Genomic DNA, 21,016 nt, shown 5'->3' with positions numbered 1-21,016 from the left:
TGATGAAGGAAATGAAACGGCGTCACGTACCCGGCCTGAGTGTCTTGGTGCTCAAGGATGGCAAAGTCATCAAGGAAAAGGGCTACGGCACGGCGAACCTCGAACACAACGTTCCGGTCACGCCGCAAACGGTGTTCCAGTCTGGCTCGATCGGCAAGACCTTCACTGCGGCGCTGATCCTGTTGCTCGAACAAGATGGCAAGCTGAAGCTCGACGACCCGATCTCACGCCACCTGCCCGATACGCCGGCGGCCTGGGCGCCAATCACGATCCGTCACCTGCTCAGTCACACCTCCGGGCTGGGCGACCCGTACGAGATCATCGACTTCCGCAAGGACTACACCGACGAGGAACTGATCGCGCTCGAAGCGACCGTGCCGGTGCGCTTCGCCCCCGGAGAGAAGTGGGCTTACAGCAACATGGGCTACCATCTGCTCGGCTTCATCGCCAACCGGGCCGGCGGCAAGTTCTACGGTGACCAGTTACGCGAACGTATTTTTGCGCCTCTCGGCATGAGCACGCGCGTAATCAGCGAAGCCGACATCGTTCCGCACCGCGCTGCCGGCTATGAATGGAAAAAAGACGCTTACAAAAACCAGTCCTGGGTGGCGCCAAGGCTCAATACAACGGCGGATGGCAGTCTCTACCTGACCGCGCGCGACCTGGCCACCTGGGACCAGGCCCTGTACGGCGACAAGATCCTGGATGCGCGCTTGCGTACGGCCAGCTTCACGCCGGTCAAGCTGAACGATGGCGCCGACGCACCTTATGGGCTGGGCTGGTTCGTCGATACGGTCAAAGGGCGCCGGCACATCGCCCATGGTGGCGCCTGGCAAGGCTTTCGCACACAGCTGTGTCGCTATGTCGATGACAAGCTGACGGTGGTCGTGCTGGCCAATTCGACGACTGCCCTCCCCGCCAGGTTTGCCGACATGATCGCGGCGCACTACGTGCCCGCATTGTTCGACGCCCCGCCAAAAGCCATTGCGGACCCGAACCCTGGTCTGACGGCGCAAGTGCGCGCCTTGATGGCGAGTCTTGCAGCAGGCAAGCCGCCTGCCAGGCTGACCCCTGACCTGGGCGCGCGGTTCACGCCTGCCCACCTGGCCTACCTGAAGGAGCGATCCGATGATAAGGGGCCGCTTCAAACGGTCGAACTCTTGTCCAGCGAAACGAAGGAAGGGGGCCGCAGTCTGCGCTACCGCTTCACGCACGCCAACGAGACCATGCTGGTATCGGTGCTTGTCGACCAGGCCGGGCTGTTCAGCCAACTGGGTTCGTGGCCCGAGTAAGCGGTACGTGGCCGGCAGGTGCGCCACGTAGGCGCCAAATCTTGTGCGGGACGCTGATGGCTTACCATGCACCATCACCACTTCCTTGCCCGCCCCGTGAAAATCGCCATCGGCCACCGCCTGTTTGCCTCCGTGCTCCTTGCCATGCTGACGGTGGCCGCCGCCGCCGTGCTGCTGCTGCGCCAGAATGTGCTGGGCAGCTTCGGCGACTATGCGGTGGCGATTGAACTCGATCGCCTCGATGAACTCTCGGGCTCAGTCGCGCGCCAGTACAGCCAGCATGGTGACTGGACCTTCCTGCCGCCTGGTGACGAGCGGCGCGACTGGATCGGCGGCGAGCTGAGGCGCCTGCAGTCCGTGCGCGGGAAGCCGGTGCCGCCAGTCAGGCCAGTGGACCCTGTCGCCCCTGTGGCACCTGCCGCGCCGGCGTCGCCCGCCGCTCCTCTGCACAAGCGAGCAGGCCCGCCGATGCCGCCGCTACCACCGCCCCCACCCGCCCCACCCGGCGTCATCGCGGATCTGCACACACGCATTACCCTGCTCGATGCGAATGGCGGCTATCTCGCCGGCCGCCCGCCGGGCAACCTGCCACTGGCCCGGCGCGCGATCACCGTGGATGGCCGCACGATCGGCTATCTTGGCGTTGCGCGCAGTGCGCGCCCCAGCGACGCGATGGCGTACGCATTCCTCGACCAGTTGCAGCGCAGCCTGTGGCTGATCGGTGGGCTGGCCCTGGTGCTCAGCGCACTGGCCGCGATCGGCCTGGCGCGCCACTTCCGGCGCCCGATCGACCGCCTCGCACGCGGCGCCGGCGCACTGGCCGCAGGCGACTACGCCGTGCGTCTGCCGGTCCAGCGCAGCGACGAACTGGGCGACCTGGCACGCCACTTCAATGCGCTGGCCGAGCGGCTCGATCAGGCCGAGGCGGCGCGCCGTCAATGGGTGGCCGATACGTCGCACGAACTGCGCACGCCGCTGGCCGTGCTGCGCGCGCAGCTCGAAGCAATCCAGGACGGCGTGCGCCAGGCCACACCAGCCACCGTCGATGCGATGGTGCTGCAGGTGCATGCGCTGACGAAGCTGATCGACGAACTGTATGCGCTGGCACGGGCCGACGTCGGCGAACTGGCGTGCCAGCGCGTGCCGCTCGACCTGTGGCAGCTGGCGGTCAATGAATCTCAAGCATTCAGCGCGCGCTTCCAGGCGGCCGGCCTGGCGTTCGAGACCGGCGGGGCGCCAGCATACTCACAGGTGCTGGGCGACCCGGACCGCCTGCGGCAGGTACTGGCCAACCTGTTCGAGAACAGCCTGCGCTACACGACGCCCGGCGGCGCGGTGCGGCTAAGCGCGCAGGTGCACGACGGCCAGTTGCTCCTGACGCTCGACGACAGCGCGCCCGGCGTGCCGGATGCCGCGCTGGCGCGGCTGGCCGAGCGCTTCTACCGCGTCGATGCATCGCGCAGCCGCGCGCATGGCGGCGCCGGTCTGGGTCTGGCCTTGAGCCGGCGCCTGCTTGCCGCGCAGGGCGGCGCGCTGACGTTCGCCCATTCACCAATGGGCGGCCTGCGCGTGACCGTCTCGCTGCCGCTTCTTGAAAAGGAGACGCCATGAGCAGCACGATCATGATCGTCGAGGACGAGCCCGAACTGGCCGCCGTGGTTGCCGACTACGCACGCGCAGCCGGTTATGTCCCGACCGTGCATGGCGACGGCGCGCAAGCCCTGGCCGCGATCCGCACGGCGACACCGGATCTGATCGTGCTCGACCTGATGCTGCCTGGCCTGGATGGCCTGGCGCTGTGCCGCGCGGTGCGCGCGTTCTCGGAGGTGCCGATCGTGATGGTGACGGCGCGCGTCGAAGAGATCGACCGCTTGCTGGGACTGGAGCTGGGCGCCGACGATTACCTGTGCAAGCCGTTCAGCCCGCGCGAACTGATGGCGCGCATCAAGGCGATCCTGCGCCGCGCCGGAAGTAGCGACGTCGCGCCGGCGGCCCTGCTGCTCGACGAAGGCGCGCGCAGCGTCAGGATCCACGGCCACGCGCTCGACCTGACGCCAAGCGAATACGCGATCCTGGCCGCGCTGGCGCGCCGGCCGGGCCAGGTGCTGTCGCGCGCCCAGTTGCTCGACGCGGCCCGCGCCGACAATCTCGACGCCACCGACCGCGCGATCGACAGCCACGTCAAGAACCTGCGGCGCAAGATCGACGGGGCGGCGCCGGGGCTGGAGCCGATCCGCTCGATCTACGGCCTGGGTTACCGCTACGACGCGTGAAGCTTACCTCGGCGCGTACATCGACGCGTAACGGGCGCCGAAATACAGGATGAATGCATAGCATGCGGCCGGCAGCAAGAACGAGATCTGCACGCCCAGGCTATCAGCCAGCGCGCCCTGCGCGAACGGCACCAGCGCACCGCCGACGATGGCCATGCACAGGATGCCGGAACCCTGGCCCGTGTGCTTGCCCAGGCCGTGCAGCGCCATGCTGAAGATCGTCGGGAACATGATCGAGTTGCACAGACCGACCGCCAGGATCGCCCACATCGCGATATCGCCCTGCGCGAACGTGCCAACCAGCACCAGCACGATTGCCGCCACCGAATTGAATGCCAGCGTCTTGCCGGGGCTGACCACGCGCATCACGGCAAAGCCGATGAAGCGCCCCACCATCGCGCCGCCCCAGTAGATGCTGACGTAATGGGCAGCGTCCGCGTGCGCCAGGCCAGCGATCTGCGGCTCGCCGATGAAGTTGATCAGGAAGCTGCCGATGCTCACTTCGGCGCCCACGTACAGGAAAATACCAATCGCACCGAGCACCAGATGGCGGTGCGCCAGCACCGAGCCACCCGCCGCCACTGGCGCGCCATCGTCATCGGCCGCGACGATCGTTGGCAGCTTCGCCGCCAGGAACAGCACGGCCAGCACCACCAGCAGGCCGGCCAGCATCAGGTACGGCCCGCGCACGCTGGCCGCTTCCGCCGCTGCATCGGTGCCCGCCACGGCCGCAGCGCCCGCTGCCGACAGGATCAGCACCCCGCCCACGGCCGGCCCGATCGTCGTGCCCAGCGAATTGAACGCCTGCGTCAGCGTCAGGCGGCTCGACGCCGTACGCGCCGGTCCCAGTACCGCCACGTAGGGATTGGCCGCAACCTGCAGCACCGTGATGCCCGATGCCAGCACGAACAGCGCCAGCAGGAACATGCCGTAGCCACCGGAAGCGGCCGGATAGAACAGCGTGCAGCCGCCGGCGGCCACCAGCAGGCCCGTCACGGCGCCCTTCTGGTAACCGATGCGGCGAATCAGCACGCCGGCCGGCAGCGACACGATCGCATACGCGCCGAAGAAGCAGAACTGCACCAGCATCGCCTGCACATACGTCAGTGTGTACACCGCCTTCAGGTGCGGGATCAGGACGTCGTTGAGCGACGTGATCAGGCCCCACATGAAGAACAGGATGGTGACGATGACGAGCGCCCCCGTGTTACTGCCTTGTTGCGTCCCGGGGGGACCGTCCTGCCGCGCGACTGGTGCCGCGCCCGTTGCCATATTGGCCATGCTGTCTCCTGATGATTGTTATTGTGGTCGGGGTGCTTAGCGGGCCATGCCGGCGGGCGGCCGTGGCAGGTCGCGGGCACGGGTGCCCCAGCCCTGCGCATCCGGCTGCGGCGCCAGCTGGTACTTCAGCGCGCCGCCCGACTGCAGTTGCTCCCAGTCGAGCCAGACGCGTTCCACCGCGCGGCCACCGTAATTGACCGACTTGACGAAGCCGCGCTGGCCCGGCTTGGCGCCCGCAGCGTCGATGCGCAGCGTGCGGCCCTGGGCCAGGTCGATCTCGGCGCCGGCAAAGCGCGGCGCGTGCAGCAGGAAGCGGCCGCTGCCCGGCATGTCCGGATAGATGCCCAGTGCGCTGAACAGGTACCAGGCCGACATCGTGCCCAGGTCGTCGTTACCCGTCACGCCGCCCGGCCCATTCGTAAACAGCGTTTCGGCAGCGCGCAGCACGGTCGTCGTCTTCCACGGCTGGCCCATCAGCGTGTACATCCACGGTGCGTGCAGGTCCGGCTCGTTGTTCGGGTTGTAGCGGAACTGCGCGTAGTAGCTGTACGGCCCCACCACCCACGACTTGCGCACGGCGTTCGGATCGGCCAGCACGGCCGGGTAGTCGAAGAACTGGTCGAGGCGACCGAGGGCCGACGCCTGCCCGCCCATCGCTGCCGCCAGGCCCGGCACGTCCTGCGGCGCCAGCCACTGGTATTGCCACGCCGTGCCTTCATGGAAGCCATGGTCGCCGCGCGGGTCGAACCCGCTGCCGACATCGGCGAACCAGCTGCCGTCGATCAGGCGTGGGCGCGGGAAGCCGCGCTGGCCGGTCGGTTCGTCGACCGCATTCGCGTCCCAGACGGTTTTCCAGTTCAGCGCGCGTTGCGCCAGCACACGGGCATCGTCCTCGTGGCCCAGCGCCTTGGCCATCTCGGCCAGCGCGCCATCGGCCAGCGCGTATTCGAGCGTCGCCGAAGCACCGTGGTGCGGGTCGGTGTCCATTCCTTTCGACACAAAACTACGGTCGTACTGCACGAAGCCCTGCTTCATGTAGTTCGGATTGCCAGAGCGGCCTTGCGGACGGATGCCGTGGGCCGGCACGCCGAATGCATTCTCGCGCAGCGCCGTGTAGGCCTGCGCTTCGCGGCCCTTGAGCGCGCCGAAGCGCCACAGATCGACCAGGAACGGCGTGACCGGATCGCCCGTCATGATATTGGTCTCGAAGTTGGCGTAACCCCAGCGCGGCAGCCAGCCGCCCTGGTCGCGGATCGCCAGCACCGAGGTCGCGATATCGCGCGCGCGCTCGGGCCGGATCAGCGCCAGCAGCTGGTTCTGTGCGCGGTAGGTGTCCCACAGCGAGAAGAATTCGTAGTAGGTCCAGTCCTTCGCGGTATGGACCGCATCGTCGTAGCCGCGATAGCGGCCATCGGCGTCATTGCCCGTCAGCGGCTGCAGCAGCGCGTGGTACAGCGCCGTGTAGAACACTGTGCGGTCATCCTTGCTGCCGCCCTTGATGCGCACGCTCTTGAGTTCACGCTGCCAGTTGGCCTGCGCCTTGGTCTTCATGGCGTCGAAGCTCAAGGGGTTGTCGCCCGTCTTGCCGTCGGCGGCGAGGTTGATGCGTGCGCCTTCCGCGTCGACATGCGAGATCGCGCTGACGGCCGTCACGGCCTGGCCATTTTTCAGATCAAAAGTCAGCCACACGCCATGCGGCTTGGCCTCGCCCTGCTGGCTCGGACCGGCGGCGCCGGGCCAGCCGCCACGGTCGTCCCAGACGCCCTTGGCGGCGATCGGCTGGTCGAACTCCATGCGGAACCAGGTCGTGTACTTGGCGCCGCCGCAGAAACTGCGGGTGACGATCTTGCCCTCGACGGCGCGCTCGCCGACGACCTGTACTTCGCTGCCGATGACGCCATGGCGCTCGTTGGCCTGGGCGACGTTGAGCAGCACGTGGCCGGTCTTGGTGCCGGGCGCGTAGGTATAGCGTTCGGCGGCGGCGCGGGTCAGCGCGGTCGCTTCGGCCGTGATGCCGCCGTAGCTGGTCAGCTTGACCTTGTAGTAGCCGGCCTGGCCGACTTCGCCGTCATGCGTGTAATCGGCGGCATAGCGCTTGTGGTCGAACGTGCCTTTCTTGGCGGTGTCGAAATCCCCGCCCGGGCCGATGGTGCCCGTGACCGGCAGCACCGACAGCTGCCCGCCCTGCTCCCAGCAACCGGCGCCGGACAGGAACGAGTGGCCAAAACCCCGGATCCGCTTGTCGCTGTAACGGTAGCCGGCGTAGTGGTCGGCGATCGGGCTGACCTGGATCATGCCGAACGGCGCGGAGGCGCCGGGGAAGGTATTGCCTTCATCCTGGGTGCCGATGAAGGTGTTGACCGGCATGCTGTCGGCCGCCAGCGCGACCTGTGCGCCCAGGGGCAGCAGGCAGGCCAGCACCAGCGTGGGGACACTGAAACGGGTACGGAAATGCGGCATCACGATGCTTCTCCTTCGAGCAGTTCGAACAGTTGGTGCATGGCCGCCGGTGGCGGTGGGGTAGCGCCGGCCTGCAGGCAGGCGGCGGAGCCGGCCGCCAGTGCGGCGTGCAGGTGCGCCTGCAAGGCGCGCTGCGGATGGCGTGCAAGGCTGTGCAAGAGGCCAGCGGCGCTGGCGTCGCCCGCGCCCACCGTGTCCACGACCGCCACTTTCGGCGCCAGCGCGTGGCAGCGCTCATCGCCATGGAACAGGCTCGCGCCCTGGCCGCCGCGCGTGAGCAGGCAGTAGGCCCCCGGGTTGAACGCGCGCAGGCGCGCCAGGGCATCGTCCAGACCCAGGCCGGGGAACAGGCCGCGCAGGTCGTCGTCCGATACCTTGATCAGGTCAGCCAGGGTGGCCATCGCTTCGAGCGTCGGCGTGTAGCGCGCATCCATCAGGTTGCGGTAGTTCGGATCAAAACTGATCGACACGCCGCGCGCCTTCAACGTGCGCGCCAGCGCCACCAGCGTGGCGGCCAGTGGCTCGCGCGCCAGGCTGATGCCGCCGAAGTGGGCCCAGCGCAGGCCGTCGAAGGCGCCGGCCGGCAGCGCCGACGGATCGAAATGCAGGTCGGCGCTGTCGTCGCCGATGAAGAAGTAGCGCGGCGGCTCGCCGCCCTCGACCACGGCCAGCAGCGGCGAACGGTCCACGCGCTGCAGCAGGCGCAGGTCCAGGCCGGCCGCTTCGCTGGCCGCCCACAGGGCGTCGCCAAAACGATCGCGGCTGATCGCGCCGGCAAATGCCGTCGGCTCGCCCAGCACGGCCAGCGCGCGCGCCACGTTCCAGGTCGAGCCGCCCACGCGGCTGACCCAGCGTTCGTCGCCCTGGTGGATCATGTCGGTCAGCGCTTCGCCGGCGCACAGCATGAACGGCGCATCAACCATGGCGGCCTCCCTTCATCGCGGCGACGATGTCGTACACCGCGCCCATCGTGTGGTAATCGACCTTGCCGGCCGGGCTTTTCTCGTCACTGAGCTTGCCGTTTTCGCGGTCGAGGATGCGGTACCAGGCGCCGTGCTCGTGGTCGACGAAGTGGCTCCAGCTGTACTGCCACAGTCGTTCGTACCAGGTCCAGTAGGCGTCGTTGCCGGTCCGCGTGGCCAGGAGCGCCGCTGCGGCGGCACTTTCGGCCTGCACCCAGAAGTACTTGTGGCTGTCGCAGACGGTCAGGTCGGGCGCGAGCGAATAGGCCACGCCGCCGAACTCGTTGTCCCAGCCCTTCTCCACCGCCACCTTGAACAGGCGCTCGGCGGTTGGCAGCAGCCAGCTCAGATCATCAAGCAGGACACCCGGGGCGCGCGCTTCGAGCTGCACCAGCAGCTTGGCCCATTCGGTGAAGTGGCCGGGCTGGAAGCCCCACGGGCGGAACAGGTTTTCCGGATCGTCGATGTTGAATTTCCAGTCAGGCTGCCAGTCCTGGTCGTAGTGTTCCCAGACCAGGCCACCGCAGCGCGCGGCCTGGCGCTGCGTGATGTTGCGGGCCACCAGATACGCGCGCTCGAGGTAGCGCGCTTCGCCCGTGGCCTGGTGCGCTGCCAGCAGCGCTTCAACCGCGTGCATGTTCGCGTTCTGGCCGCGGTACGTCGACAGCGTGCTCCAGTCCTGGCTCGCCTCGTCGGCGTACAGGCCATCGGCCGCGTTCCAGAAGCGCGCTTCCATCAGGTCGAACGTCTCGCCGATCCAGGCACGCGTCTCGTCCAGCCCCGCCATCGCCGCATGCGAATACGCCAGCAGCACGAAGGCCTGGCCGTAGGCATGCTGGGTGCCGTCTTCGACGTCGCGCCCATCGAGCATCCAGGCGTAGCCGCTGCCGTCCGGCGCGCGGTGCGCGTCGCGCAGGAAGCGTACCGCGTGCTGCAGGCCGTCCAGGTAGGCCGGATCACCGAACTGGCGGTACGCCATCGCGTAGGTGAACACGAAGCGCGTGCTGCTCACCAGGTGCCGGTGGCGCGGGTCGTAGACGGCGCCGTCATCCTTGAAATAATGGAACATGCCGCCGGCGGGATCGATCGCGCGCGGATGGTAGAAGCGCATCGTGTGGCGTGCGTGGTCGAGCAGCAGGTCCGGGCTGCGAAAGTTCGGGAACGTGGTCATGGTGGGTGTTGGTGGTTGTTCGCTAGTCGTCGTAGCTGCTCTCGCGCACGATCATCTCGACTGGCAGGGTTATCTGGGTGGCGTCCACGTCGCTCTGCTGGAGGCCGGGCTGTTGCAGGTTGGTTTGTTGGAGCTCGGGTTTGGCGAGCAGCGCATCGACGCCGGCGCGGCCCAGCGCTTCCTTGTCCACGCGCACGGTGCTCAGTGGCGGGATGGCGGCAGCCGCGGCGGCGATGTCGTCGAAGCCGACGATGGCCAGGTCGTAGGGAATCTTGAGCCCCTCGCCCAGGCAGTACTTCATCGCGACCAGCGCCGTGCTGTCGTTGTAGCAGAACAGCGCGTCGGGCCGCTTCGGCAGCGCCAGCAGGCTGCGCATCGCTTCGATCACGCCGTCGTCGCCCTCGCCCATGGTGGGCACGCTCACTTCAAGGTTCGGATCGGCATGCATCTTCGCGTCGAACAGCGCCTGGCGGAAACCGCGGTTGCGCTGCCCGATGCTGTAGTGGGCCAGGGACCCCGACAGCATCGCGATGCGCTTGCGCCCGACGCGCAGCAGGTGCTGCGTGGCGAGGTAGCCGCCGCTGATATTGTCCGGGTTGATCGACGTGAAACCGCGCCGGTGCATGTCGACCAGTACCATCGGCTTGCCGGTCTGCTGCAGGGCCGTGAGGATTTCCGGCTCAAAAAAGCCGGCGCACAGGATCGCGTCCGGCTGGTGCAGCCGGATCTGTTCGAGCACCGGTTCGGCCGGTCCGACGACGATCAGCGACAGCGCGATGCCCTCGCGCCGGCACGCTTCTTCGGCCCCATGCAGCACGGGCGTGAAGAAGGGGCTGGACGTGAGGGTGTTGTGCTGGCTGTGCAGCAGGAAGGCGATGCGGCGGATGCGGCCTTTCTTGAGCAGCGAAAAGTCGTAACCCAGCCGCAGCGCCGCGTCACGCACGGCCGTGCGGGTGGCCTCCGTCATGCCGCCCTGGTTTTTCAGCGCGCGCGAGACGGTGCCAATCGACAGCCCGGTCGCGCTGGCGATGTGGCGCAGCGTGACCTGGCTCACGGCCGCACCGCCGGCATGCCGGGCATCGTGATCATGGACATGATCGGTCTCCAATCGTTGGTTTAATAAACGCCTCTGTGGGCGTTTTTTGCGTCGTTCGGATGGCATCCGGCGCGCGTTGTTCCAGTGCGTTTTATAACAGCCGCGCCTCTGGAGCGTCAACGCGGGCAGACTAAACTGCCCGTGTTTTAGCGCGTTTTAGTAAACAAGCCGTACCCCAGAGTGCCGCGTGTTTACCGCGCTTCGAGCAGCTCCACTTCGGCCAGCTCGAACGCCGCGCCTTGCGCAAAGCGCAAGCGGTACACCTTGTACACGCCGGGCTTGACGATGCCGAATGGGCGCAGCTGACGCTCCCAGGCAAAGACTTCGTTCTCGCGCGTGTCGAGCGCAACCCAGCCACCCTTGGCGTCGCGACCTTCCAGCGTCCACGACACCTTGCCCAGCGGCGCCATGCCGCCGGTGAGCGTGTAGTGGCTGATGCGCGCGCTCTTGCCAAGGGTGATACCGATGTTGGCAGCCGCCGGTACTTCCACGGCTGTCGCCGCATCGTCGTCGGTCAGCATTGCGGAGGCGCGCTTGCCGTCCAGCGTGAGCGTGGCGCCCTTGCTGCGGTCGATCAGGCCTGCAGGCCGTTTGCCCGTTGGCGTCAGCGATGCCGGCAAGGCGCCGGCGCCGGTGCCCCAGGTCGATGGCGTGCTGCCCATCGTGAATTCCAGCGTCGCGCCGCCAGCGATGTCGTCGTGGCGGATCCATGGTTTGGTCCACGGCTTGCCATTGACCTTCAGCGACTGCACGTAGACGTTCTCAGTGCTGTTGTCATGCGCGATCACGGTCAGCGTGCGGCCGTTTTCCAGGCGCACGTCGGTGCGCGCGAAGGCCGGCGAGCCGATCACGTATTCCGGTGACCCCATCCGCAGCGGATACAGGCCCATCATCGCGAACGTGTACCAGGCCGACATCTCGCCATTGTCTTCGTCGCCCGCATAGCCTTGCCCGATTTCGCTGCCCAGGTACAGGCGTGCCAGGATGTCGCGCGTGATCTTCTGCGTCTTGGCCGGCTGGCCGGCGGCCGCGTACATCCATGGGATGTGGTGCGACGGCTGGTTGCTGTGGGCGTACATCCCCATGCGCACGTCGCGCGCTTCGGTCATTTCGTGGATTACCTGGCGGTAGCTGCCCGAGAACGCCGCCTGCGCCGTTTCGGGCGTGGCGAAGAACGTGTCGAGGCGCTTGCCCAGCGCCGCGCGCCCGCCCATCAGGCTGGCCAGCCCTTCGGCGTCGTGCGGCACGGTGAACGCGAAGTTCCAGGCATTGGCTTCCGTGTAGTCGCCGCCCCAGCGGCGCGGGTCGAATGCCTTGGCCGGTTCGCGCCACGCACCCTTGGCGTCGCGGCCGCGGAAGAAGCCCGTGGCCGGGTCGTACAGGTGGACGTAGTCGGTGGCGCGCGCGCCGAAGTACGCGGCTTCTTCGCGGTAGCGACGCCCGCGCGCGGTGTCCCCTTCCCCGCCGGCCAGCGCGGTCGCCATCTGCGCCAGGCCGAAGTCGTTCAGCGCACCTTCGAGCGTCCACGACATGCCTTCATGGACCGACGCATCGGCATAGCCGCGGTACATCGACTTGCCCAGACCCTTGCGCCCGACGTTCGACACGGGCGGCACGACGGTCGCGTTTTTCAGCGCTGCCTCATAGGCCTGATGCGCATCGAAGCCGCGCACGCCCTTTAGCCAGGCATCGGCGAAAGCGACGTCGGAACTGGTGCCGACCATCAGGTCAGCGTAGCCGGGCGACGACCAGCGCGCCACCCAGCCGCCATCGCGGTACTGCTGCAAGAAGCCGTCGACCATCTCGCCGGCGCGGGTCGGCGCCAGCAGCGCGTAGGCCGGCCACGTCGTGCGGAACGTGTCCCAGAAGCCGTTGTTGACATACACCTTGCCGGCGACGACCGGTGCGGAGGTCTTGTCGGCGTCGCCGCCGGTGTTGGCCTGCGACCAGCCGCTCTGGTCGGCATGACGCCAGTCGGGCTGCTGCGCGCTGCCGACGTTTTCATGGCCGACGTTCGGGTACAGGAACAGGCGGTACAGGTTCGAGTAGACCGTCGTCAGCTGGTCGTCGCTGGCGCCGTCCACCTTTACCCGCCCCAGCTCCTTGTCCCACGCGGCCTGCGCGCGCTCGCGCACGGTGTCGAAACCGGCGTCGCCGATTTCCAGCGCGAGGTTTTTCTGCGCCTGCTCGACCGAGATCAGCGACGTGGCGATGCGCATGCGCACTTCGCCGCCGTCGGCGTTGAACTTGATGTACCCGGTCGGGCGGCCTGTTTCGAGGGGGCCGCTGGCCTGCCAGCGCTGGTCGAAGCGGGCGAACACGAACATGCGCGTGGCACCGTTCGACAGGCCGCTGCGCGTGTCGGTGTAGCCGCGCAGCGTCTGCGTGGCCGCGTCCAGGCGCAGGCCGCCGCGTGCGTCGACGTTATCGAACAGCAGGTTGGCGTCGCCCCCTTGCGGGAAGCGGAAGCGGAAGATCGCCGCCCGTTCACTCGGCGCGATCTCGGCGCGGATGCCGTTGTCGAAGTCCACGCGGTACGTGTGCGCACGCGCCACTTCGTTCTCGTGCGAGAACGACAGCGCGCGGCGCTTGCGGTCGGCATCGGGCTGGCCGCTCGCGTTCGACGGCATGATCTGGAAGGTCTGGCGGTCGCCCATCCAGGGGCTCGGCTGGTGGCTCAGCGACAGCGCCTGCAGGCGCGGGCGGTTGTTTTCGTCGTTCTGTTCGTTCCAGCGATACAGCCAGCTTAGGGTGCTGGCGTCGGTGGCGGGCGTCCAGAAGTTGAAGCCGTGCGGCATCGCCGTGGCCGGGATATTGTTCCCGCGCGAGAAGGTGCCGTTGGCCTGGGTGCCGCGCGTGGTCAGCACGTGGTCGGTCAATCGCTTGACGCCTGCCTGGGTCTGTTCACCGATGACGATGTCATCGAGCCAGCCGCTGGCGCCGGCAGCGGCAGTGGGCTGCAGCGCCAGCTCGATCGCCTTGATGCGGCGCCCCGCCAGGCTGCCCAGGCGCACCGACTTGTGCGCCCACTGCTGCGGATACAGGGTGTTCGACCTGGCCTGCGCCGCCGCGTCGATGCGCACGCCGTGGTTGTCGCGCAGGTCCAGGCTCGAGATCCGGCGACCGTCGTCCAGCACAAGGTCCAGCGCCACGCCGGTGGAGGTGGCGATGTCGCCATCGACGATTTCGGGCAGCACCTTCCACGACAGGACCGTGTCGGCCTTGATCGCCAGGTCGACCGCGAACAGCGGCAAACGTCCGCCCTTGCCGTCCGCGCGATACTGCAGCGCGCGCAGGCCCGTGTACCCGGCCTTCGCCTTGGCCGCGTAGGGTTTATCAGGGCCGCTGCCCGGCGTGACCCGCATGCCCTCGCCCGCGGCGGTGGCAGGAACGGGTTCGTTCGCTTCGAACGAGGTGGCAAAACCGTTCGCAGTGCGGGGTTCGGCGGCATTGGCCATGCCAGCCAGCAGCATGGCCACGGCGGCGCCGATGGTGTGGGTCTTGTTCATGGGGTGATCTTCCAGGAAGTTGGGTTGGTCGCGCGCATGGCATCACGCAGCGAACGGACATGAAGGGCGGCGCGCAGCACGCTGTCGCTGGCGGTAGAGGTCACGTGCACGGTGACGGGTTCGCCCGGCAGCACGGTCAACGCATTGTCGTGGAACTGCGCATCGACGTCGCCGGCATCGAGCCAGACGCCGCGCGCCAGTGTCGCTGCCGTGAGCTCGATGCGGTAGCCATCGCCATCGCGGTGCACGGTCGTGTGCAGGCCGGGATCGCGCCAGGCGACGTCTTTTGCCGGCACGAAGTAGACGACGCCGGTCGATGCCGGCTCGCCATCCACCTGCAGCGTGAACACGGCGACGGTCGATGCAGGATCGGCGCCAGCGAGCAAGTCGGCGTCAGCATACGCGCCCGCGTCGACCGCCGACAGCGGCGCGATGGTCATGGCCTCGCGCGTATCGCGCAGCACGGCGCCATCGAGCGACATCACGCGCGTTCGCAGTGTCCCCTGCACGGTGTGCGTGCGGTCGTTGAGCAGGCTGACGCGCGTGGCGCCCCGGGCGTCGCGCAATGCCGCGACGGCGACCGGCGCAAAGAAGCGGCGCGCATGAAACTGCAGCGCCTTCGGGCGGCCGAACCAGTCGATGCTCGACCACGACGCGCCCGGCCACACATCATTCAGTTGCCAGTATAGCGAACCCATTGTGTGCGGGCGGCTGCGCCGATGGTGCAGCGCGGCCAGCTCGATGCCGTCGGCCTGCATCACCTGGCTCAGATAGGCAAACGCGGGAAAATCAACCGGTTCGCCGAATTGCGCCTGCACGTATTTCATCAGGCGCTCATTGCCCTTGCCGGCCATGAATTTCTGGTGCGCTTCGATGACCGGCGTGGCCACGCCCTGCTCGGCGCGCGTGGCAAACGCATCGATCGTGCGCTGGACCGGCCACGCTTGCAGCCCATACTCGGACATGAAGCGCGGCGTGATGTCGAGGTAGTTGGAGACCGGATGCGCCGGATTGCCCCACACTTCCCAGTAATGCATGTCGCCACTGCCGGGCGTGTTGGCCGCCTCCTGCAAATCGTTGCCGGGCGAGCTTGACCAGTAGCCGATGCCGCCGCCTTCTTCAGCCACCACGCGGCGCAGGTCGACGCCGAACAGCGCAACATAGCCGTCCCAGACCTGGCTGGCGAACACCGGATCGGCGCGCTCGAGCGTCTTGCGGTGGCCCCAGTTTTTCCAGGCGATCTCCTGTTCGTTATTGCCGCACCAGAGCACGACGCTCGGGCGGTTGCGCAGTCGCCGCACCTGGTCGCGTGCCTCGTGGACGACATTCGCGCGAAACGCCGGATCGTACGCCGGCTGCATCCCGCCGCCGAACATGAAATCCTGCCAGACCATCAGGCCCAGTTCATCGGCCATGTCGTAGAAATCCTCGTCCTCGTAATAGCCACCGCCCCAGCTGCGCAGCATGTTCATATTGGCGTCGGCGGCCGATTGCAGCACGCGCCGTAGCTGCTCGCGGCGCACGCGCGGCTGGAACATGTCGAACGGGATCGTGTTGGCGCCCTTGGCAAACACGGGGATCCCGTTGATGACGAAATAGAAGCCCTGGCCGGCGGCGTCGCGGTCGCGCCGCAGTTCGACGCTGCGCAGGCCCGTGCGGGCAGCGTGCGTCGCAAGTGTGCGGTTACCATGGTCGACTTCGAGCTGGTAGCGGTACAGCGGCTGCTTGCCGTAGCCGTTCGGGAACCAGCGCTGTGGATCGTCGATCCGTACCGGTAATTCAATGCGGTTGGCGCCGGCGCGCAGGTCGATGCGCTGCGTCGCCGCGAGCGTACGCTCGCCGCCGGGCGCCGTCTGCCATAGGCGCAGCGTGAAGCGCCCGGCGCGCACCACGTCGAGCGACGCGATGGCGGCGACATCCGCGCGCGCGGCGTCGACGCGGTCCTGGCGCAGCTGCAGGTCGTCGATGCGCACCGCATCCCAGCTGTGCAGCACGACGGGCTTGCCGATGCCGGCTGTGACGTAGCGCGGGCCCCAGTCCCAGCCATAGTGATAGCCGGGTTTGCGCACGAAGTTCGCGCTCAATACGTCTTTCGGTTCATCGCCGTAGGGCGACGCGTAATTGCCGGCGATCTTGTGCGGCATCGCGGCGACCTGCGGCAGCATCGTGTTGATTGGTGAACGGAAGACGATGCGCAGGATGTTGCCGTGTTCACGCAGGCGGCCCCCCACCGGCACGCGCCAGGTGCGAAACGCATTGTTCGCATCGAGCAGCTTGACGCCGTTGAGCCAGACTTCGGCAAAGGTGTCGAGCCCGGCGAAGACCAGCTCGCTGCGCGCGCGCTGCAGCACGGCGCGCGGGACGTCGAACGCGGTGCGGTATTCCCAGTCGGCCAGGCCGATCCACTGCAGGTTTGCTTCGGGCGCGCCGACGTACGGATCGGGAATCAGGCCGTGGGCCAGCAGGTCGGTGTGCACGGTGCCCGGCACGGTGGCGGCGCGCCATGGCATGAGGTCGGGGTGCGCTGCTTCGCGCGCGTCGCCCGGCAACAGGTGGAAGCGCCAGCCGCCGTCGATGACGAGCTTGTCGGATGGGTTGGCCAGGGCGAGGCCCGCGCAAAAGAAAAGAAGCAGGCCGGCGCACAGCGCGCGCCAGCCGCCGCCGGCCGTCGAGATCGTGTTGATCCGGTCGTTCATGGCGTGATCCTGGAAAAGAGACACTGTCCTGCGTTTAAACCAACCTGATTTTGTGACGAACCCGGGGGTCGTTGGACGCGTGGACGGGGAACCCGTCCACCCTACGTGTGTGGCAAACCCCGGGGTCATTGGACGCCAGTGGCAAACCCCGGGTTCGTTGGACGCGTGTGGCAAACCCGAGGTTTGTCGGACGCGTGTCCTGCGGGCGTAGGGTGGACGGCTACGCCGTCCACGCGTTCAACCCAACGTGATTGTGTGGCAAACCCGGGCTGGTTGAACGCGTGACCGCGGCGATGGTTGCTGCAGACTCAGAACTTGTAGTTCAGGCCCATATACGCCACACGGCCGGCGTAGTTGTTGCTGTAGAAGCGCGACTTGGTGTCGTTGCCCAGGTAGGAGTGCGACTCTTCCTCGGTGGCGTTCAGGACCGATGCGGTCAGGCTCAGCTGCGGCGTGAAGTTGTACGACGCGTTCAGATCGACCTGGCTGTACGGCGCCTCATACACGTTCAAGCCGTTCATCAGGCCGTTGACCACCAGCCCGCGGCGGTTGTACGACGCGCGCAGCATGAGCCGGTCCGTCGAGTAGAACACCGTCACGTTGGCCTGGTTCTTGGCGCTGCCCACCAGTGGCGAGGTGCCGATCTCGGTGCCGTCGGCCAGCGTGATGGCAGCCTGGTTGGTCTTGTTGTACGTGTAGTTGAGCTGGAAGCCGATGCCATTGTCGAACGTGTGCTGGGCGTACAACTCGATGCCTTTCGACACCGCGTCGCGCCCGCCGGCACTGGTCGAGTAATTCTGCACCGCGATCGCCTCGCCACCCAGGTTCAGGTTGACGTCACGCACCACCGGCACCGCGAAGTTCTTGACGTTCTTGCGGAAGATGCCGGCGCCGAGCACCGAGCCGCGGTGGAAGTACCACTCCAGGCCCAGGTCGTACTGCGTGGCCTGGTACGGCTCAAGATCCTTGTTGCTGCCCGAACCGAACCAGCCCTGGCGGTCACCGCCACCGATCAGGCGGCGATCGTTGACGTATTCCTGGCTGTAGTTGCTCAGGGAACCCGGCGCGCCGATATCGTTGTAGCTCGGGCGTGCCACGACCTTCGAAGCGGCGCCGCGCAGCAGCAGCGTGTCGGTCAGGTCGTAGGCGACGTTCAGGCTTGGCAGCACGTCCGTGTAGGTGCGGTCGAGCGCGCTGACGACGTAGGTCGACACGTGGCCCGTGGCCGGATTGGTTTCGCTGTCCGGCACGACCGTGAAGCCGCTCGTGCAACCCGAGCCGGCAGGCGCACCGGCGGCTGGCAGGCCACCGGCCAGGCATGGTGCCGGCGTACCGTCGGGACCGTCGAAGAAGTAGTCGTTGTAGTAGTCGACCTTGTCCGTCGAATCGGCATGCTGGCGGGTGCGCACGACGCGCACGCCCAGGTTACCGCGCAGGCGGTCAGTCTTGAAATTGCCCTGCAAATACATCGACGTGATCTTTTCATCCACGTTGTAGATGAAGTTGTCTTCGTTGCGGGTCTGCATCTCGCCATACGTCTGGTTCAGGTACGAGATATACGCCGGGTAATTGATGCCCGGGAAAGCGCTGGCCTTCAGGCCGCCCGTCAGGTTGCCCAGCGATTCGTCGTACAGGAACTCGGGACGGAACTGGTTGGCCGACGAATCGCAGCCGTTCTGGTAGCGGCTGTCGTAGTCGCCTGGATTGGCGCCCTTGCAGACCCAGTAGTTGTTGCCGGTGCTGCGGCTGGTGCCGCCGTCGCGGTACTTGGCGCCGAACTGGACCGAGTCGAGCCAGCTGCTATCGGCGTGCCAGGTCAGGTCGGCCTGCGCGTAGTTCTGTTCGGTGCTGTTGCGGGTCCAGGACGACGAGGTGGAACCCAGGTCGATCTCGCCGATGCCGTTCTTCAGGTTCTGCATCAGTTCCGGCGCGAAGGTCATCGTCGGCGTGCCGCTCACGTCCCACGACGTGGCCGTGTTACCGAGCGACCAGCTGCCGTCGGCATTCTGCCGGCGCGGCTTGATCGGCATGCCGAATTGCAGTTCCGGGCCGCCCTTGGCCCAGGTGCGGCCAGCCTTGACGGTGGCGTCGACGGACTCGCCCTTCCATTCGACTTCGAAGTCGGCCGTCTGCGACAGCGCCTTCTCGCGGCTGTAGCTGCCGGCGATCTGCGGGGTCGGGATCGTGCAGTCGTCCGGACCGAAGCCACCGGTATTGGTCAGCCCGCCGGCGCCGGCCTGCGCGCTGTTGCAGTAGTACGCTTTGCCCGGGCGCGCGCTGTACTGCGCGCCGGTGACGATGGTGCCGCTCGGGTCGAACGTGAGGCCATCGAGCAGGCGCCCGCCCGGCCAGTTGCCGTCGCCGTCGTAGCGCGCGATATTCCACTCAGGGACCTTCAGCTGGTTGAGCTGCGAATTCTGCTGCAGGTCGAAGCGGAAGTAGTTGGCCGTCATGTTCAGGTTGCGCAGCGGCTTGAACTGCAGCGTGACCTGCCCGCCCTTGCGCTCGCGCTCGGTGGTGCGCACGTCCAGCGCGACGGCGGTCGGCATCGCGAACTTGGTGTAGTACTTGCCCGACTGGTCGTAGAAGCCCGACTGGCCCCACCAGAACGAGTTCAGCTTGGATGGCTGGCCATCCGCGCCCACCGGCGGCTGCGCCTTGTAGTCGTCGGCATACCATTGCCAGTTCTCGGTACTCGCGCCCATCGTGCGCGTGGTGCGCTTTTGCTGGGTGTAGCCAACCAGCACGCCGAAGCGGTTGCTCTCATCGTGCCACGCGTACTGGCCGGAGAACTGCGGATCGGTCTTCTTGGTGGTATCTGCCCAGGTGCCTTCGGCATTGACGAAGCCCGTACCCGACTTGACGTCGAGTGGCCGGCGCGTGCGCAGGATCACCGTGCCGCCGATGCCGCCTTCGTCGAAGCGCGCTTCGGACGTCTTGTAGAGCTCGGCGCTGGCCAGCATGTTCGACGGCATCAGCATGTAGTTGAACGAGCGCGACGGATCGCCATTCGATTCGGCGGTGGCGACGTAGTTGCCATTCAGCTGGGTCAGGGTCAGGTCGGACGACAGGCCGCGCACGCTGACGTTCTTGCCTTCGCCGCCACTGCGGGTGACGACCACGCCCGGCACGCGCTGCAGCGCATCGGCCACGTTCTTGTCCGGGAATTTGCCGACGTCTTCGGCGGTCACCACCTCGACGATCGAATTGGCCTCACGCTTCTGGTCGAGGCTTTTCTCGATGGAGTAGCGGAACCCCGTCACCACCACCGTCGTCGGGCTGGCGCCAGCGGGCTGGTCAGCGGACGGCGCATCGGTGGCTGCGGCTGCGGCCGGGAACGTCTGCGCTGCGCCAGGCTGTGCGGCCGGCGGCTGGGCTGCTCCGTCAACCGGCACGGTCTGGGCGTGGACGGTGGACAGCGACAGCAACGCGAGGCTGACGGCCATGGCGATGGGCGTGACGCTGCAGCGCTGCCGTGAAGCGCGGTGGATGTGTGAATGCATGTGTGTCTCCTGGTCGTGCCCTGTATGGGCTATCTTTTATGGCGGCAGCTGGTTTGGCGTTGGTCAACCGGCAGCCTTTGCGCACCGCAACGTGAAGCGTCCCGATGGTCAAACCGGCGTGACACGTTCTCACGGTGTCGCAGGCCGGCCTGTCGCAGATTTACTAAACGGCGTGCATCTCTCCTGCATATCGCAGGGTGCTGCAAACCGGTACCGCAAATTTATACAAGTAATGTGTGAGGCCTCAACAAACTTTGGCAGTTTGCGTGAAGTTTAGTGCCGTTTAGTAAACGACGATTGCAAAATTTGCCCTCAGGAATGTTTCGCGTTGAATTGACGAGATCGGGTGTCTCCACGATTTCTCCACATTGTTGGCGCACGATGTGTTTCATGCCCACCAAGGAGAACATCATGAACCGTATCATCCGATCCAGCCTCGCCCTCGGCCTGGCCATCAGCCTGCCACTGTCAGCCAGCCTGGCGCACGCTGCCGGGCAACCCGACTGCCGTGGCACCACCAGCAAGTGCGCACCACCACCAGTCCCACCAGTCCCACCAGCACCGCCAGCTGGTGAACTGGCGCCACCAGCACCGCCGGCACCACCAGTCGGCGCGCCACCGCCACCGCCACCACGGGGTGGTCACGCACTGAAAGACAGGCCAGCGCCGCCGGCGCCACCGGCACCACCAGCGAACGGCAAGCGGGCTGCGCCACCGCCGCCACCACCGCCAGTCGCGGGGACGTCTGACGCGCCAGCGCCAGCGCCCGCAAC

Annotated in this window: 12 protein-coding genes; 3 read left to right on the top strand and 9 right to left on the bottom strand. The window is 67.0% G+C overall.

What is annotated here, in order from left to right; translation table 11 throughout:
• Nucleotides 1–2: 2 nt before the first annotated feature.
• The 3 genes from AC56LN_RS04960 to AC56LN_RS04950 all read left to right on the top strand — a co-directional run bounded on the left by AC56LN_RS04960 (nt 3) and on the right by AC56LN_RS04950 (nt 3,565).
• Nucleotides 3–1,292 (top strand): serine hydrolase domain-containing protein, encoded by a 1,290-nt coding sequence (locus AC56LN_RS04960; protein ID WP_499570228.1) that lies wholly within the window; start codon nt 3–5, stop codon nt 1,290–1,292.
• 66 nt (nt 1,293–1,358) lie between these two features.
• Nucleotides 1,359–2,903 (top strand): ATP-binding protein, encoded by a 1,545-nt coding sequence (locus tag AC56LN_RS04955; protein WP_499570226.1) that lies wholly within the window; start codon nt 1,359–1,361, stop codon nt 2,901–2,903.
• Nucleotides 2,900–3,565 carry a response regulator gene (locus AC56LN_RS04950; RefSeq protein WP_499570225.1) on the top strand — a complete coding sequence of 222 codons (666 nt, stop codon included), beginning with the start codon at nt 2,900–2,902 and terminating at the stop codon, nt 3,563–3,565. Before AC56LN_RS04955 ends, AC56LN_RS04950 begins: the two co-directional genes overlap by 4 nt.
• Before the next feature lie 3 nt (nt 3,566–3,568).
• On the opposite strand, the gene AC56LN_RS04945 is transcribed toward AC56LN_RS04950, so the two are convergent.
• From AC56LN_RS04945 to AC56LN_RS04905, 9 genes are all read right to left on the bottom strand, one after another.
• Nucleotides 3,569–4,846: a sugar MFS transporter gene (locus AC56LN_RS04945; protein ID WP_499570224.1), complete on the bottom strand. Its 1,278-nt coding sequence runs from the start codon at nt 4,844–4,846 to the stop codon at nt 3,569–3,571.
• A gap of 36 nt (nt 4,847–4,882) precedes the next feature.
• Entirely contained in the window at nt 4,883–7,306 is a 2,424-nt protein-coding gene (locus tag AC56LN_RS04940) for a GH92 family glycosyl hydrolase (RefSeq protein WP_499570782.1), read from the bottom strand.
• Nucleotides 7,306–8,229: a carbohydrate kinase family protein gene (locus AC56LN_RS04935; protein WP_499570222.1), complete on the bottom strand. Its 924-nt coding sequence runs from the start codon at nt 8,227–8,229 to the stop codon at nt 7,306–7,308. Before AC56LN_RS04935 ends, AC56LN_RS04940 begins: the two co-directional genes overlap by 1 nt.
• On the bottom strand, nt 8,222–9,439 hold the full coding sequence (locus AC56LN_RS04930; RefSeq protein ID WP_499570221.1) for an AGE family epimerase/isomerase: 1,218 nt from the start codon (nt 9,437–9,439) through the stop codon (nt 8,222–8,224). The genes AC56LN_RS04935 and AC56LN_RS04930 overlap by 8 nt, the downstream gene beginning before the upstream one ends.
• A gap of 22 nt (nt 9,440–9,461) precedes the next feature.
• Nucleotides 9,462–10,547, bottom strand: coding sequence for a LacI family DNA-binding transcriptional regulator (locus tag AC56LN_RS04925; RefSeq protein WP_499570220.1), 1,086 nt, complete (start codon nt 10,545–10,547; stop codon nt 9,462–9,464).
• A gap of 179 nt (nt 10,548–10,726) precedes the next feature.
• On the bottom strand, nt 10,727–14,044 hold the full coding sequence (locus tag AC56LN_RS04920) for a GH92 family glycosyl hydrolase (RefSeq protein ID WP_499570219.1): 3,318 nt from the start codon (nt 14,042–14,044) through the stop codon (nt 10,727–10,729).
• Nucleotides 14,041–16,740, bottom strand: coding sequence for a beta-mannosidase (locus tag AC56LN_RS04915; RefSeq protein ID WP_499570218.1), 2,700 nt, complete (start codon nt 16,738–16,740; stop codon nt 14,041–14,043). The genes AC56LN_RS04920 and AC56LN_RS04915 overlap by 4 nt, the downstream gene beginning before the upstream one ends.
• 308 nt (nt 16,741–17,048) lie before the next feature.
• The gene (locus AC56LN_RS04910) at nt 17,049–20,243 is read right to left on the bottom strand and encodes a TonB-dependent receptor (protein WP_499570217.1); all 3,195 of its coding nucleotides are present in this window, start codon (nt 20,241–20,243) and stop codon (nt 17,049–17,051) included.
• Between the two features lie 454 nt (nt 20,244–20,697).
• On the bottom strand, nt 20,698–20,958 hold the full coding sequence (locus tag AC56LN_RS04905; protein WP_499570216.1) for a hypothetical protein: 261 nt from the start codon (nt 20,956–20,958) through the stop codon (nt 20,698–20,700).
• Nucleotides 20,959–21,016 lie beyond the last annotated feature (58 nt).

It is taken from the genome of Telluria sp. ZT3P26, from assembly GCF_059686035.1.
The sequence above is the reverse complement of the archived record's forward strand: the minus strand, read 5'-3'. Positions and strand labels throughout refer to the sequence as shown.